This window comes from Sphaerotilus natans, from assembly GCF_900156335.1.
GTDB lineage: Bacteria > Pseudomonadota > Gammaproteobacteria > Burkholderiales > Burkholderiaceae_C > Sphaerotilus > Sphaerotilus natans.
Genome location: NZ_FTMZ01000029.1, coordinates 13,765 through 26,197 on the forward strand (window position 1 = coordinate 13,765; position 12,433 = coordinate 26,197).

Genomic DNA, 12,433 nt, shown 5'->3' on the forward strand with positions numbered 1-12,433 from the left:
CTGATGCTTGGTATAAGCAAAATGATATGGTTTCCGCCGGACCCCAGCCGAAAGAGCGGGATGCTGCCATTTTTGCGGGTTGTCCCGGAGCCCTGAGGGCTGCCGAGATCCGATGACCGGGCTGTCGTTCGGGGAAAGTCCCGAGACGCACCGAGATGTTCCAGGAAGGATGGACCCATGAAGGACCTGCAGCTGCGCGCGCTGCGACTGTTCGAGACGGTGGCGACCACCGGCAGCTTCTCGCGGGCGGCCGAGCTGCTCGACATGAGCCAGCCGGCGGTGTCGATGCAGGTGCGCCAGCTCGAAGGCGACCTGGGGGTGGCGCTGTTCGAACGGCTGCCGCGCCCGCGCCTGACCGACGCCGGCCACGAGCTGCTGCAGCACGCGCGGCTGATGCTGGCGCAGGCCCGTGCCGCGCAGGAGGCGATGCAGGCCCACCGCGACGAGGCGCGCGGCCCGCGCGGCCTGCTGCATTTCGGGGTGGTGTCGACGGCGCATTACTTCGCGCCGCGGCTGCTGCGCGAGTTCATCGGCCTGCACCCGGAGGTGCGTCCGAAGCTCACGGTGGCGCGCCGCGCCGAGGTGCTGGAGATGCTGCAGGAGCACCGCCTGGACCTGGCGATCATGGGCTATCCGCCCTCCGAGGGCGATCTGGAGGCGACCAGCTTCGCGCGCCATCCGCACTGCATCGTCGCCGCGGCCGACCACCCGCTGGCTGGCCGCGCCGGGCTGCGCTGGAGCGACCTGCGCGACGAGCACTTCATCTTCCGCGAGCCCGGCTCGGCCACCCGGCAGTTCCTGGAGCACCTGCTGCAGTCGCAGTCGATCCAGGTGCGCGCCGGGCTGGAGCTGGCTGGCAACGAGACGATCAAGCAGGCGGTGATGTGCGGCCTGGGCATCAGTTTTCTGTCGGCGCACACCTTCCAGGTCGAGCTGGAGGCCGGCCGGCTGGCGGTGCTCGACGTCGAGGGCCTGCCCAAGCACATCGACTGGTGCTTCGTGCAGCGCCGCGACACGGTGCTGGGCGGCGTCGGCGCGGCCTTCCGCGAGTTCGTGTTCGAGCGCGGGGCGGCGGTGGCGGCCTGCCGGGTGCGCTGAGCGGCGCCCCCGCGCGTCTCAGGTCGGCTTGTCCTGCCGCGACCAGCATGGCTCGCGCCGCTCCAGCCGCGCCGCGATGCCCTCGCTCCGGTCCGGCCAGGCGAAAGCCAGCGCAAAGGCGCGCCGCTCCAGCTCCAGCCCCTGCTGCAGCGGCAGGTTCATGCCGGCAATCACCGTCTCCTTGATGAGCGTCTGCACGGCGGACGGACCGTTGGCCAGTCTGGCCGCCAGCGCCAGTGCGCGCGGTTCGACCTGAGTGTCGTCGACCACCTCCGACACCAGCCCGAGGCGCAACGCTTCGTCGGCGCCGATCGGCTCGCCGAGCAGCAGCAGCCGCATCGCCTGGAACTTGCCCACCGCGCGGGTCAGGCGCTGGGTGGCGCCGCCGCCCGGCATCAGGCCGATCCGGACCTCGGGCTGGCCGAAGCGCGCTCCGGTGCCGGCGATGATCAGATCGGCATGCAGGGCCAGCTCGCAGCCCCCGCCCAGCGCGTGGCCCCGCACCGCCGCGATCACCGGCTTGCGGCACTGTGCGATGGCGTCCCACAGACGGCCCATGCCGCGCTTGACGATCTCGGCGGGCGTGGCCGTGCGGTACTCGTTCAGGTCGGCGCCGGCGCAGAAGGCCCGCGGGCTGCCCGCCAGCACCACGGCGCGCACGTCGTCGTCGGCATCGGCCTGGATGAAGGCCTCGGCCAGGGCGTGGCGCAGCCGCAAATTCAGGGCGTTGAGCACCTCGGGCCGGTTCAGGCGGATGACGCGCACGCCCGGGTGAGGCTGCTCGATCAGCAGCACCGGCGGCGGCGTGGACGTCTTGGCCGGGACGGGGAATCCGGTCGTTTCGGTCATGAGCTGTCTTCCTTGGGGGGCTGGCGATCAGACGCGCTCGATGGCCAGCGCAATGCCCTGCCCCACGCCCACGCACATGGTGCACAGCGCGCGTCGGGCACCGGTGCGCTCGAGCTGGTGCAGCGCGGTGAGCACCAGGCGCACGCCGCTCATGCCCAGCGGGTGGCCGAAGGCGATGGCGCCGCCCTGCGGGTTGATGAAGTCGCCGTCGTCGGGCAGGCCCAGGCCGCGCAGCACGGCCAGGCCCTGGGCGGCAAAGGCCTCGTTGAGCTCGATCAGGTCGAAGTCGCCCAGGGACAGGCCGGTCTGCGCCAGCAGCTTGCGCACCGCAGGCACCGGCCCGATGCCCATGACGCGCGGCGCCACGCCGGCGGTGGCCAGGCCCAGCACGCGGGCGCGTGGCGTGAGGCCGTGGCGGGTGGCGCCGGCCTCGCTGGCCAGCAGCAGCGCGGCGGCGCCATCGTTCACGCCCGAGCTGTTGCCGGCGGTGACGCTGCCGCCATCGCGGAAGGCGGGCTTCAGCCGCGCCAGCTCCTCGGCGCTGGTCTGCGGGCGCGGGTGCTCGTCCACGCTGACCCAGGTGATGTCGCCCCGGCGGCCGGGCACGGGTACCGGGGTGATCTCGGCGGCCAGCCAGCCGGCGGCCTGCGCGGCGGCAGCGCGCTGCTGGCTGCGCAGCGCAAACGCATCCTGGTCGGCGCGTTGGATGCCATGCTCCTGGGCCACGTTCTCGGCGGTTTCGCCCATGCTGTCCACGCCGTGCAGGGCCAGCATGCGCGGGTTGACGAATCGCCAGCCGATGGTGCTGTCAGCCACCTCCGCCTGGCGGGAGAAGGCGCTGGTGGCCTTGGGCAGGATCAGCGGGGCCCGGCTCATGCTCTCCACCCCGCCGGCCACCGCCAGGTCGAGCGCGCCGCAGGCGATGGCGCGGGCGATGCCGCCCACCGCGTCCAGCCCGGAGCCGCACAGGCGATTGACGGTGCTGGCCGCCACGCTCACCGGCAGGCCGGCCAGCAGCGTGGCCATGCGCGCGACGTTGCGGTTGTCCTCGCCGGCCTGGTTGACGCAGCCGTAGCTCACCTCCTCCAGCGCTGCCCAGTCCAGACCCGGGTGGCGCGCCATCAAGGCCTGCAGGGGCACGGCGGCCAGGTCGTCGGTGCGCATGCCGCTGAGGGCGCCGGCGTAGCGGCCGATGGGCGTGCGCAGGCCGTCGCACAGGTAGACGTTTTGCATGGTGCAGACGCTTTCTCGTTCAGAAGGGCAGGCCCCGCCCGAGCGTGGCCGTGTAGTAGCGGTCCCAGAAGGCCAGCTTGTCCTGGAAGGGCACGGCCACCGGGGCGATGGTGTCGCCGATCTCCATCGTGGCGCTGGCCGGGCCGGTGAAGCGAGGCCATGCGGGCAGCCCGCTGCCGTTGGGATCGCCCGTGCGGGCGAAGTTCACCAGGTAGCTCGAGGCGGTGCTGGCGATGTGCCGGTCCACCGCCGTGTAGGCGCGTGTCGGTGCACTCACGTCGAGGTTGTCGTAGAAGTACACCTGCTCGAGCGAGTGGTAGGCGCCAAACCGTTCGGCCGGGCTCTGGCCGGTGAAGGCCTGGTCGGCGTGGTAGGCCGGGCGCCGGGTGAAGAAGTACAAATAGGCCGGTGCCTGGGCTCGTGCGGCGTGGGCGCGTGCGAAGGTCCAGACATTCCACGCGAAGGTGCCGTCACGCATCGGCTGGTAGGCCATGGCCTGGACTTCGGCGTCGCTGGTGGCCGGGTAGGCGGCCTTGAAATCCGCGGCCAGGCTGCCGAAGCGCGCGGCCGCCGTGCTCTCATAGCCCGCCAGCGTGGTCGCGAAGGGCGGGTAAGGCGTGCCTTCATCGGCGTTCCAGCCGGCCAGCAGCGGCACGGCGTTGACGGTGCCGGACTTCAGCAGCAGGTCGAGCTGATCGGGCAGCAGCACGCCATCGACGATGGGCGCGGTGATGGCGCCGGCACCGGCCATGATCGCCGCCGCGGGCCTGGCGCGCAGCGCGGCCAGGTCAGAGGCGCCGAGGTTGGCCGCGAAAGCCGTGCCGGCGGCCTGAGCCTGCGCCAGCGTGGGCAGGGCGGCGCCTGCGGGCAAGGCAGCCAGGCTTTCCAGCACCAGCTTGTGGAACAGCCCCGCGGCCAGCGGCGAGGCATAGAGCACGCTGGCCAGCGCACTGCCCGCCGATTCGCTGTACACGGTGACATTGCCGGGGTCGCCGCCGAAGGCCGCGATGTGGTCGCGCACCCATTTCAGGGCGGCCACCGCGTCGTGCAGGGCGTAGTTGCCCGAGCTGCCGGCTTCGGCCGTGAGTTCCGGATGTGCCAGGAAACCCAGCGGGCCCAGGCGGTAGTTCAGCGTCACCACGACGGCACCCTTGGCGGCCAGCCCTTTGCCGTTGTAGTTGGGCTGGGAGCCGGCCCCCAGCTGGTAGGCCCCGCCGTGCAGCAGCACCATCACCGGTCGCCTCTCGGCGGCGGACGCCGCGCCGGTCCAGACGTTGAGATACAGGCAGTCCTCGCTCTGCGACTCGGTCTGCTGATAGAGGATCGAGCCGACGCGACCGGCCGGTCGGTCCCCCATCAGGCAGGCCGCGGAAAAGTTGTCGCTGCGTCGCACACCGGTCCAGGCCGGGACCGGTTGAGGCACTCGCCAGCGCAGGTCGCCCACGGGCGGCGCCGCGAAGGGAATCGCACGAAAGATGCGCAGCGCGCTGGACGAGTCGACCGCCGCAGCCACCGTTCCCCCCGCGACGGTCACCGTGTCCCGTGACGCGACGTAGGGCGTCGCGGTGGCCGGCTCAGGCGCCGGTTCAGATTCACTGCCCCCGCATGCCGACAAGAGCACGGACGCCAGCATGATCGACGAGGTCGCCTTCACGTTCACAGCCCCAGCACGCGTTCGGCGTTGCCGTGCATGACCTTCTCCATCACGCTGTCGCTGTAGCCCAGCTCCTGCCACTCGCGGAAGATGCGCTCGTAGGGCAGGCTGGGGTAGTCGCTGCCGAACATGATCTTGTCCTGCAGGCGGCCGCGGATGTCGGTCTTCAGGTTGCCCGGAAAGTGCTTGGGAGCCCACCCCGACATCTCCCAGAACACATTGCCCTTGTGCAGCGCCACGGCGGTGGTCTCCTCCACCCAGGGCCAGCCGGGGTGGGCCATGATGATCTTGAGGTGGGGGAAGTCGGCCGCCAGGTCGTCGATGGCGCCGGGGTGGGCGTGGCGGATGCGGGCGCCGTGGCCGCCGGGCATGCCCGCGCCCATGCCGGTGGTGCCCACGTCGATCATCACGGCCGCGCCCAGCGCATCGATCTCCTCGAACAGCGGGTAGAAGCGCCGATCATTGACGGCAAAGTGCTGCATGATCGGGTGGAAATGGAAGCCGATGAAGCCGAGTTCCTGCACCGCGTGCTTGACCTGGCGGATCGCGATCTCGCCCTTGGCGGGCTCCACCGCACCCCAGCACTGCAGGATGCGGTCGGGGTGGCGCTTCCAGATGCCGTGCACATGGTCGTTGTCGCACGGCGGGGTGGCGACGGTGGTCTCCAGGTCCAGCGCGACCAGGCAGGCCTGCACGTCGTGCTGGGTGAACTCGGCGATCACGTCCTCTTCGGACTTGGCCACCCATTCCCGCTTCCAGTAGCGGGCCAGTTCGGCGGGGTAAGGGCCCTGGGCGTCGATCCAGCGTTGGGTGCCGGGATAGCAGTGCAGGTCGATGATGCGCATGATTCACTCCTTGACGGGATGCGGGACGCCGGGGGCGGCGGCCTCTTCGGCCAGGACGCGGGCGATGTGCTCGCCCAGCGCCTTCTTCGACACCTTGCCGAAGGTGGAGACGGGAAAGTCGGGCAGCAGCTCCAGCCGCTCGGGCAGCTTGAAGCGCGCGATCTCGCGCGCCTGCAGGAAGCCGGTCAGCTCGGGCAGCGTCAGGCGCTGGCCGGCGCGGGCGATGACGAAGGCGCACATGCGCTCGCCCAGCATCGCGTCGGGCATGGGCACGCAGGCGACGTTCTGCACCGCCGGGTGCTGCAGGATCAGGTTCTCGACTTCCTCGGCGCTGATCTTCTCGCCGCCGCGGTTGATCAGGTCCTTCTTGCGGCCCTCGACGATGTAGTTGCCCGAGGGGTGGCGGCGCATCAGGTCGCCCGAGCGGTAGAAGCCGTCCGGCGTGAACTGGCGCGCGTTGTATTCGGGCACGCCGAAGTAGCCACGCAGCGTGTAGGGGCCGCGGCAGGCCAGCTCGCCCACCTCGCCGTCGGGCACCTCGGCGCCCTCGTCGTCGATCAGCCGCACCTCGTCGTCCGGGCAGACCGGTCGGCCGCAGGTTTCCAGCAGCACCTCCTCGGGGTCGCCCTGGCGCACGAACATCAGCAGGCCTTCGCTCATGCCGAAGTTCTCCTGCACGAAGGCGTTGCGGAAGAGCTGGCGGGTGCGGATGCGCACCTCGGGCTGCATGCGCTGGCCGCCGCTCTGGATCTGCAGCACCGAGCTCAGGTCGTGGTCGCCGATGGCGGGGTCGTTGATCAGGCGGATCAAGAGGGCCGGCACCACCTTGAGGTGCGTCACGCCGTGGCGCGCGATGAGCTGGAACATCGGCTCGGGCCGGGTGCTGGCGTGCAGCACCACGGTGGCGCCGTTGAACAGAAAGCCCTGGATGCCCGGACAGGCCAGCGGCAGGTTGTGCGCGATGGGCAGCACCAGCAGCAGCACCGAGTCCTGGGTGACGCCGGCCACCTCGGCGGCCACCTTCGAGTTGTAGGCGTAGTCGTTGCCGGTGCGCGGGATCAGCTTCGGGATGCCGGTGGTGCCGCCCGAGAGCTGGAAGATGCAGGGATCGGCCGGATCGATGCGGATCTCGGCCAGCGTGCTGCGCGGCCGGGTCGCGGGCCGGGCGATCAGCTCGGCCAGCGCATGCTCGCCCGGGCCGGCCTCGCCCAGCACCAGGCGGATCTGCAGGCAGGCGTTCTCGGCCTGCACCCGCTCGATGACCGGCGCGAAGCGGAACTCCGCGCCGCCCTCGCGCACCGAGGCCGGATAGACCGCGCAGCGCGCCTGCGCCAGCCGGGTGAACTGGTTGATCTCCGCGAAGCGGTGCGTCACCAGCGCGGCGATCGGAATGCAGCCGATCTTCTGCAGCGCGAAGTACAGGATCACGAACTCCGCCACATTGGGCAGCGTCGGCACCACCCGGTCGAGCGGACGCAGGCCCAGGTCGAGCAGGTTCAGCGCCAGGTTGTCGCTGGCGGCGTCGAGCTCGGCATAGGTCCAGCGGCGCTCGCCGTCGATCAGCGCGGTGCGCGTCGAGAAGCGCCGGAACATGTCGGCGAACTCCTGCGCCAGGCTCTGGTCGCGCCAGTAGCCCTTCGCGCGGTAACGCTCGGCGAACTCGGGGGGAAAGGGAACGAAGCCTTCGAGCATGGCGCGCGCCTCAGGTGCTGGCGGTGAAGCCGCCGTCGATGACCACCACCTCGCCGGTGACGAAGCGGTTGGCGGTGATCAGGTTCAGCATCACCTCGGCCACGTCCTCGGCCGTCACGCAGCGCTTCAGCGGCGTGGCCCGGGCACGGTTGCCCATCAGCTCGTCGTACCGGTCGCCCAGCATGCGCTCCATCCACTCGCCCTCCATCCAGCCCGGGGCCACCGCGTTGACGCGGATGTGCGGCCCCAGGTTCCAGGCCAGGGTCTTGGTGAGGTTGACCACCGCGGCCTTGCTGGCGGCATAGGGCAGCGGCTGGGGGCCGGGCCGCAGGCCGACGATGCTGGCGGTGTTGACGATGGCCGGCGAGCCCCCCGCCTGCCGGCTTTTCTTCAGCCACGGCACCGCGGCGCGCGCCACCTGGAAGGTGCCCTTGACGTTGACGGCGAAGGTGCGATCCCACTCGGCCATGTCCAGGCTCTCGAGGTCGCGCATCGTCCAGTTCGCGGTGGTGCCGGCGTTGTTGACCAGCGCATCGAGATGGCCGAAGACCTCGCCGACGGCGGCCAGCGTGCGGCGCACCGCCTCGTCGTCGGCGACGTCGCATTGAAGGGTGAGCACCTGCGCGCCCAGCGCACGCGCCTCGGCGGCGGTGGCCTCGGCGGCGGTGGCGCTGCTGCCGTAGACCAGCGCCACGTCGAAGCCGTGGCGGGCCAGCTCCAGCACCGCAGCGCGGCCGATGCCGGTGGCGCCTCCGGTGACAAGCGCCTTGCGGCGGGCCGGGGTCGGGGTGTCGGATCCGGTTCGGTTCATCAGGGGTCTCCTCGGATAAGTCTTGGAATCGCGGACAGGGAAAAGGGCGCCAGGCCGAAGAGGCCGGCGTTACTGCGGCTTCAGGCCCAGCTCGGCGACGAAGCGCTTCATCACCTGGCGTTGGGCGGTGACGAACTCGCCGGTCTCGGCGGTGCTGCCGGTGCGCGGATAGATGCCCATCTCGGCCAGGCGCGCGATCAGGTCGGGCGTCTGCATCACCCGGGCGGCGTCTCGGTTGACTTTCTGGACGATCTCGTCGGGCGTGCCGGTCGGCGCGAACAGCGAGAACCAGCCGATCGCCTCGAAGCCGGGATAGGTCTCGGCGACGGTCGGGATGTCCTCGAAGCCCGGCAGGCGCTGCGCCGAGGTCACCGCCAGCGCGCGCAGCCGGCCTGAGCGGATGTGCGGCAGCAGGCCCGGCACGCCGTCGGCGGTCAGCTCCGCGTCGCCCGACAGGACCGCGCTGACCGCGGCCGGCGGCGCCGGATAGGGCACGGTGAACAGGTTCATGCGGCCCAGCCTGTTGACCATCTCGCCGGCCAGATGCGGCAGCGAGCCGGTCTGCGGCGCAGCGAAGTTGGCCCGTCCGCCCTTGGCCTGGCTGGCCTTGGCGAATTCGCTCAGCGTGCGTGCGCCGCCAGCGGCGGGCGTGACCAGCAGCAACGGGCTGGTGGCCAGCGTGGCCACCGGTACCAGGTCGCTGTCGAGGCTGAACTGCGGCTGGCGAAACAGCAGCGGCGTGATGACGGCCATCGCCGCCGGCACGAAGCCGAGCGTGTAGCCGTCGGGCGTGCTGCGCGCCAGCGCCGACATGCCCGGAATGCCGCCGGCGCCGGGCCGGTTGTCGACGATCAGCACCCGGCCCCACAGCGCGCCGAGCCGCTCGGCCACCAGCCGCGCCACCACGTCCGGCGCCGAGCCGGGCCCGGCCGGCACGATCAGCCGCACCGGCCGGTTGGGATAGTCGGCCTGCGCCCGGGCGGCCGGGCTGCAGATCGCCGCGCCCAGCGCCGCGGCCTGCAGCAGCATCCTGCGTCTTTGCACCATGTCTGTCTCCTGAGTCGCCCGGTCCGTCGGCCGGGTCATGGGGGTGGCACCTCGGCGGGTGCCTGACAGGCATGTTCGGTCGCTCAGGGATAACCGGGAAGATCGCAGAAAAATCCGAGCGATACATTCCAGGCATCACTGCAGACAAGACGGACGAGACACCGGATGAAGCTGGCCCAGCTGCGCGACCTGATCGCGATCGTCGACCACGGCAGCCTGAGGGCGGCCGCCCGCCATCTCGGCATGGCCCAGCCGCTGCTGACCCGCAGCGTGCGGGCGCTGGAGCAGGAGCTGGGCGCGCCGCTGTTCGAGCGCGGGCCGCGCGGCATGACGCTGACTCTGGCCGGACAGGCCTTCCACCGCCGGGTGCACCAGATCGTGCGCGACCTGGAGCGCGCCCGCGACGAGCTGCGCCAGGCGCATGGCGATGGCGGCGGCACGGTGGTGGCGGCGCTGTCGATCATGCCGCATGTGGGCATGCTGCCCGCGGCGCTGCCGGCCTTCCGGCGCCGCCATCCGGGCGTGCGGCTGCAGCTGATCGAAGGTCTGTTCCCGGCGCTCGAGGGGGCGCTGCGGGAGGGCCGGATCGACTTCTACCTGGGGGCCTCGCCCCAGAAGCCGCCCGGTCCGGGGCTGACGGTGCGCACGCTGTTCCAGAACCAGCGTGCGGTGGTGGCGCGGCGCGGTCATCCGCATCGTCACGCGCGCTCGCTGGCCGAGCTGGCGGCGCTGGACTGGGCCACGCCCTCGATCGACTACCGTGCCGAGGATGATCTGGCGGCGCTGTTCGCCCGTCACGGCCTGCCGGCGCCACGCATCCAGCTGCAGGCTGGCAGCGCGCTGTCGCTGATGGTCGCGCTGGCCGGCAGCGACCTGCTGGCGATGCTGCCGCGGCAGTGGCGCGACTACTCGCCGGTCGGCGAGGCGCTGCAGGTCATCGAGGTCGCCGAGGACCTGCCCGCGCCCGACATCGTGCTGGTGCGTCGCACCGACCTGCCGCTGACGCCTGCGGCGGAGCATCTGGTGGATCTGATGCTGAGGGCAGCGCCCGGGTCAGTCGCTGGCTGAGGGCATGGCTCATCAGGAGCAGCGTGGGCTGTGTTCGCCAAGGCAGAGCCCACGCGCGTCTCTGTTCAGTGTATCAATATGTTAACCCATGCCCGAACGGGTAGAGCGTGTCTGCTGCCGCATAGCCGGGGGCATCAGGGTCTTGCGCCGCCACGGCTGAAGCCTTGTTGGCCAGCGCCCAGGGCAACTTGCCCTGCGGCTTCGCCTTGCCGGTCAAGACATCCATCAACGCCGTGTCGCTCACACCGTAGTTGGCAATGATCGCATCTGCTTGGCGCAGCCCGCTGGCACTATCAAGCACATACGGCTGGCGAAAGTAGATGCTGAGAATAACCTTGGCGCCAACGGCCTGGGCCTCTGAAAGCGTGGCCTGGATGTCAGGCAGAGAGGGCGAAATCCTCCACGACTGCGCAGTAGCCATCCTCGAAAAGTCAAGGAAATCAACTTCCCACGGGTACGCTCCGCCGAAGCTGAGTCCGTTGTCGATGCCGGCGGTGTCTTGAGCACCCCAGGTTTGGCCCGTGCGTGGATTGAGATAGTTCGGATTGGCTCCGGTAAGAGGGTCGCTGCTCTTGTAGGCGCTCGAGGTGTTTGAGACTTCCACACGGATCAGTGCGTAGTCCGTGCCTGCCGGCACAGCCGTGCGGCTGTTGCTGTTGGCGGTGGTGCGGTCGCCCGTGGTCACCTGGTAGCCACCGTAGGTCGTGCTTCCGACGACGTCGCTGTTGAGGTTGATCGTGTAGAGCCGCACTGGGTTGGTCGCCGTGGGCGTGCGCATGGGCAAAGCAGCGTCGTTCTTCAGCAGTGTCAGCGAGCGGCGCTGGGCATCCAGTGCCTTGGCCAGGAACGCCGGTTTGCCAACAATGCTGTTGGCTGCCGCCGCGTCCACGTACGGATTCTCGAAGAGGCCGAGCGAGAACTGCTCCTTCAGCAGCGATGTCACTGCCTCGTCGAGCCGTGCCGTGGTCACGAGGCCTGCGTTCAGCACATCGATCACGGTCTGCTTGCTGCTGAAACCAGACAGCACATCGGTGCCCGCGTTGATCGCAGCAGCGATGCGCTCTTGCGTGGTTTTGTTCTCAAGTCCCCAAGCGCGCTGCGTGACGATGCCGGTATCGGAGTTGACGTAGCCCTTGAAGCCCAGTTGAGTCTTCATCAAATCTGTTACCGCCTGGCGGTTGAAGGCGAAGCCCACTTCCTCAAAAGTGATGCCTCCGTACGAGAGTGCCTGTGGCACGCTGTAGTAAGGCATGATCGCCGACACGCCCGCATCGATAGCCGCCTTGAATGGCTTGAGGTGATCACCGAAGCGGCCTCCTGAGTAACTGGCGTACTTGCCGAAGGTGTAGTGCGCGTCGAGGCCACCCGCAGCAGTCGCGCCACCAGGGAAGTGCTTGATCGTCATCGCCACCTTGGTCGCTGGCGTCACCGGTCCGCCTTGCATGCCACTGACCAGGTTCGTCATGATGCTGGCGTTCAGGTCAGCATCCTCGCTGAAAACTTCGTGCACGCGAAACCAACGCGGCTCCGTCGCGGTGTCGGCCATGTAAGCATAGGCGCCACGCAGTCCGATGGCGGCCCACTCCGAGCCGATGGTCTCACCAAAATCGCGGATGAGATCCATGTCGCGTATGGCGGCAAGCCCCGGCTCCTTGGGCCACTGCGAGAATGATCCCGCTGGCTCGTTGATACCTTGTCGAGCCGTGCGGTCGTAGTGGTTGCGGGCGTTGGACTTGAAAATGACCGGAATGCCGAGAGTGGTGGCCTCTGCCAGTGCCTGGACGGCATTTGTGAATTCTGCAGCGGCCTGCGGACTGACCAACGTGGTGGAGTCCAACTGAACCGCGTTGCGGAAGATGAAGCGTGTCATCTTCTCGGTGTTAATGAAGCGTTCAGCGTTGGTGCTGGAGATCGTGTTGGGCGCTACGGGTGCGTTGAGTGTGTCGATCAACAGCATGCCGGCCTTTTCGTCGACCGTCATGCGAGCGACAAGATCCTGTGCACGTTGGTCCACACTCAGCCGCCAGTCTTCGTAGGGCTCCAAGGTACCACTGCCGTTGGCATCGCGGAACTGGTAGCCTCCAACGGTGATGATGGCCTTGGTTCGCACGCCTAGGGTGGGCTGGATCATGCCTG

The 12,433-nt window shown here is 69.5% G+C and carries 10 protein-coding genes; 2 read left to right on the top strand and 8 right to left on the bottom strand.

What is annotated here, in order from left to right:
- Positions 1-177 precede the first annotated feature (177 nt).
- Entirely contained in the window at positions 178-1,098 is a 921-nt protein-coding gene (locus BW996_RS19130; RefSeq protein WP_037485149.1) for a LysR family transcriptional regulator, read from the top strand.
- A gap of 18 nt (positions 1,099-1,116) precedes the next feature.
- On the opposite strand, the gene BW996_RS19135 is transcribed toward BW996_RS19130, so the two are convergent.
- The 7 genes from BW996_RS19135 to BW996_RS19165 all read right to left on the bottom strand — a co-directional run bounded on the left by BW996_RS19135 (position 1,117) and on the right by BW996_RS19165 (position 9,229).
- Complete coding sequence (locus BW996_RS19135; RefSeq protein ID WP_051632243.1) at positions 1,117-1,947, bottom strand: enoyl-CoA hydratase-related protein; 831 nt, start codon at positions 1,945-1,947, stop codon at positions 1,117-1,119.
- A 27-nt stretch (positions 1,948-1,974) separates the two neighbouring features.
- Positions 1,975-3,180: a 3-oxoadipyl-CoA thiolase gene (gene pcaF / locus BW996_RS19140; RefSeq protein ID WP_037485151.1), complete on the bottom strand. Its 1,206-nt coding sequence runs from the start codon at positions 3,178-3,180 to the stop codon at positions 1,975-1,977.
- A gap of 19 nt (positions 3,181-3,199) precedes the next feature.
- Complete coding sequence (locus tag BW996_RS19145; protein ID WP_081838283.1) at positions 3,200-4,813, bottom strand: carboxylesterase/lipase family protein; 1,614 nt, start codon at positions 4,811-4,813, stop codon at positions 3,200-3,202.
- Positions 4,814-4,836: 23 nt separating this feature from the next.
- Positions 4,837-5,679: an amidohydrolase family protein gene (locus tag BW996_RS19150; protein WP_037485154.1), complete on the bottom strand. Its 843-nt coding sequence runs from the start codon at positions 5,677-5,679 to the stop codon at positions 4,837-4,839.
- Positions 5,680-5,682: 3 nt separating this feature from the next.
- Positions 5,683-7,371, bottom strand: a complete 1,689-nt coding sequence (locus tag BW996_RS19155) for a (2,3-dihydroxybenzoyl)adenylate synthase (RefSeq protein ID WP_037485157.1) — start codon at positions 7,369-7,371, stop codon at positions 5,683-5,685.
- Between the two features lie 10 nt (positions 7,372-7,381).
- Complete coding sequence (locus BW996_RS19160) at positions 7,382-8,182, bottom strand: SDR family NAD(P)-dependent oxidoreductase (protein ID WP_037485159.1); 801 nt, start codon at positions 8,180-8,182, stop codon at positions 7,382-7,384.
- Positions 8,183-8,251: 69 nt separating this feature from the next.
- Positions 8,252-9,229 carry a Bug family tripartite tricarboxylate transporter substrate binding protein gene (locus BW996_RS19165; RefSeq protein WP_076459056.1) on the bottom strand — a complete coding sequence of 326 codons (978 nt, stop codon included), beginning with the start codon at positions 9,227-9,229 and terminating at the stop codon, positions 8,252-8,254.
- 165 nt (positions 9,230-9,394) lie between these two features.
- Between BW996_RS19165 and BW996_RS19170 the strand changes: the two genes are divergently transcribed.
- Entirely contained in the window at positions 9,395-10,297 is a 903-nt protein-coding gene (locus BW996_RS19170; protein WP_037485161.1) for a LysR substrate-binding domain-containing protein, read from the top strand.
- A 73-nt stretch (positions 10,298-10,370) separates the two neighbouring features.
- Here BW996_RS19170 and BW996_RS19175 read toward each other — a convergent pair whose 3' ends face one another.
- Complete coding sequence (locus BW996_RS19175; protein WP_206539531.1) at positions 10,371-12,428, bottom strand: glycoside hydrolase family 3 protein; 2,058 nt, start codon at positions 12,426-12,428, stop codon at positions 10,371-10,373.
- Positions 12,429-12,433: the final 5 nt, after the last annotated feature.